The organism is Roseicyclus sp., assembly GCF_052168335.1.
Classification (GTDB): Bacteria; Pseudomonadota; Alphaproteobacteria; order Rhodobacterales; family Rhodobacteraceae; genus Roseibacterium.
Window position 1 is genome coordinate 1 of record NZ_JBQLZP010000445.1, and the last position, 2,345, is coordinate 2,345.

The following is a 2,345-nucleotide window of genomic DNA, read 5'->3' on the forward strand; positions in this document are numbered from 1 at the left end:
CCCTCCGCCGCCGCCTCGACCGAGGGGCCGCCGGGCTGCGGCAGGCCGAGGAGGCGCGCGACCTTGTCGAAGGCCTCGCCCGGCGCGTCGTCGATCGTGCCGCCGAGGCGCGCGAAGCTGTCACGGCCCTCGACGCGCAGGATCTGGCAATGCCCGCCCGAGACGAGGAGGAGGAGGTAGGGAAACGCCGCCCCATCCGTCAGCCGCGGCGTCAGCGCGTGCCCCGCGAGGTGGTTCACCCCCAGCAGCGGCTTGCCGAGGCCCATGGCGAGGCCCTTGGCCGTCATGACGCCCGAGAGCACGCCCCCGATCAGCCCGGGGCCCGCCGTCACCGCGACGGCGTCGATCTCGCCCAGCCTGAGGCCCGCCGTGTCCAGCGCCTTCTCCACGGCGAGGTCGAGACGCTCGGCATGGGCGCGCGCGGCGATCTCGGGCACGACGCCGCCATAGGCCTCGTGCAGGTCGCCTTGGCCCAACACCACGGAGGAGAGGATCGTCGCCTCCCCCTCCGAGGCGCGCAGGACCGCCGCCGCGGTGTCGTCGCAGCTCGATTCGAGGCCGAGGATGTGGATCGGTCGGGGCACGGGCGTCGGGTCCGGCGCGTTGTCATGCGGGTGGAGGGCAGGTAACACTCGCACCGATGGCTTACAATGACGACGGGGCCGCCGCGCCCACCCTGCTGCTGACCCGGCCGCGCGCCGCGTCGATGCGCTTCGCCCTCGAAATAGCGGCGCGCTGGCCCGGTGCGCGGGTCGTGATCGCCCCCTTGATGGAGGTGGTGCCCACAGGTGCGCCGCCCGTGCTCGACGGGCTCGGCGCGGCGATCTTCACCTCCGGCAACGCCGTCGCGCGGGCCTCGCCCGGCGATGGGCTCCGTGCCTACTGCATCGGGGCGCGCACGGCGGAGGCGGCGGCGCTCGCGGGTTTCGACGCCGTCATGGCCGGAGAGACCGCGGACGAACTCGTGGAACGGCTCGTCGATCTGCGGCCGGAAGGCCCGCTCCTGCACCTGCACGGCGTTCACCAGCGCGGCGACGTGGTGCCGCGCCTCGCCGCGGCCGGAATCGACGCGCGCGGAACCGAGGTCTACGACCAGCGCGCGGTGCCGCCCGACACGGTCTTCTTCGATGCGCTGGCTGCGCGCCCGCTCCTCGTGCCGCTCTTCTCGCCGCGCAGCGCCGCGCTCTTCCGCGAGGCGGCGGAGCCCGTGATCGGGGTGGACCCGGCGGGGATGCACCTCTTCGCGTTGAGTGCCGCCGTGCGCGACGCGCTGCCGCCCGGATGGCACGGAGCGACCGACATCGCCGCGCGGCCGGACGCCGAAGCGCTGCTCGACGACATCGCGCGACGGATTTTCACCTAGCGGGGGCTTGACTGCCGTGACAGGTTGAGGGGGGCTGACTCGGGCCCTGTGTCAGGCTAGTTAGACACTCAAGGTCTGTACAACTCGAAGGACAGATGGCGTGGCGAGACGATCTTCCAAGCGTGCCGGGGGCAAGGATCAGCAAGAGGACGCACCGCGCGACGAGCTTGCGGAGAACACCGAGAGCGGGGCCGCCACCGATACACCGGAGGCCACCGAGGACGCGGGCCGCGTCGAACCCGCGGCGGAGGAGACCGTCGCGGAACCCGTCAGGGAACCCGTCACTGAGGCCGAACTGACGGAGCCGGACAGCCACGTGCCGCCCGAGGGTGAGCCGCAGGACCCCGAGGCGGCCATGTCGGAGACGACCGAAGCCGCCGTCGAAGAAGATACAAGCGACCCCGACGCCGCGCGAGACGCCGAGGGCGACACGGAGGCCTCGACCGACGCCGCACCGGCAGAGAGTGCAAGCGAGCCTCCGCCCGATCTCGAGACGCCCGCCGAACCCGCCGCCGCCGAAACGCGCACCGTCGAGACCCGCACCATCGTGGAGCGCACCGGCCCGGGCTTCGTGCCGCTGGTGCTCGGCGGCGTGGTCGCGGCCGGCCTCGGGTATCTGGCCAGCGTCTACGAGGTCATTCCCGGCCTCGGCGGCGCCGACGACGGCACCGCGCAGATCGAGGCGACGCTCGCCCAGCAGTCCGAGACGCTGGCCACGCTCCAGGCGCAACTGGCCGAGATGGCGCCGACCGAGGCACCGGCCGTGGACCTCTCCCCCGTGACGGACCGGATCGACGCCATCGGCGCGCGGCTCGACGAGACGGCGGCCGCCATCGAGACCCTGACTGGCCGCGTCGCGACGCTGGAGGAGCGGCCGGTCTTCTCAGGCGACGTGTCCGCAGATGCGGCCGAGGCCGCCGAGGCCGTCGCAGCCATGGAGGAGCGCGTCCGCGCCCAGGAGGAGGAGGCCGCGCGCCTCGCC

Annotated in this window: 2 protein-coding genes and 1 pseudogene; 2 read left to right on the forward strand and 1 reads right to left on the reverse strand. The window is 73.5% G+C overall.

What is annotated here, in order from left to right; translation table 11 throughout:
- Positions 1-584: tRNA (adenosine(37)-N6)-threonylcarbamoyltransferase complex transferase subunit TsaD (locus tag ACTS11_RS13570; protein WP_442640840.1), on the reverse strand; the 584-nt coding region annotated here is incomplete at its 3' end.
- A 56-nt stretch (positions 585-640) separates the two neighbouring features.
- Here ACTS11_RS13570 and ACTS11_RS13575 point away from each other — a divergent pair.
- Together ACTS11_RS13575 and ACTS11_RS13580 are read left to right on the forward strand one after the other, a co-directional pair.
- Complete coding sequence (locus ACTS11_RS13575; RefSeq protein ID WP_442640841.1) at positions 641-1,363, forward strand: uroporphyrinogen-III synthase; 723 nt, start codon at positions 641-643, stop codon at positions 1,361-1,363.
- A gap of 100 nt (positions 1,364-1,463) precedes the next feature.
- Positions 1,464-2,345, forward strand: a pseudogene (locus tag ACTS11_RS13580) (hypothetical protein); the annotation flags it as partial.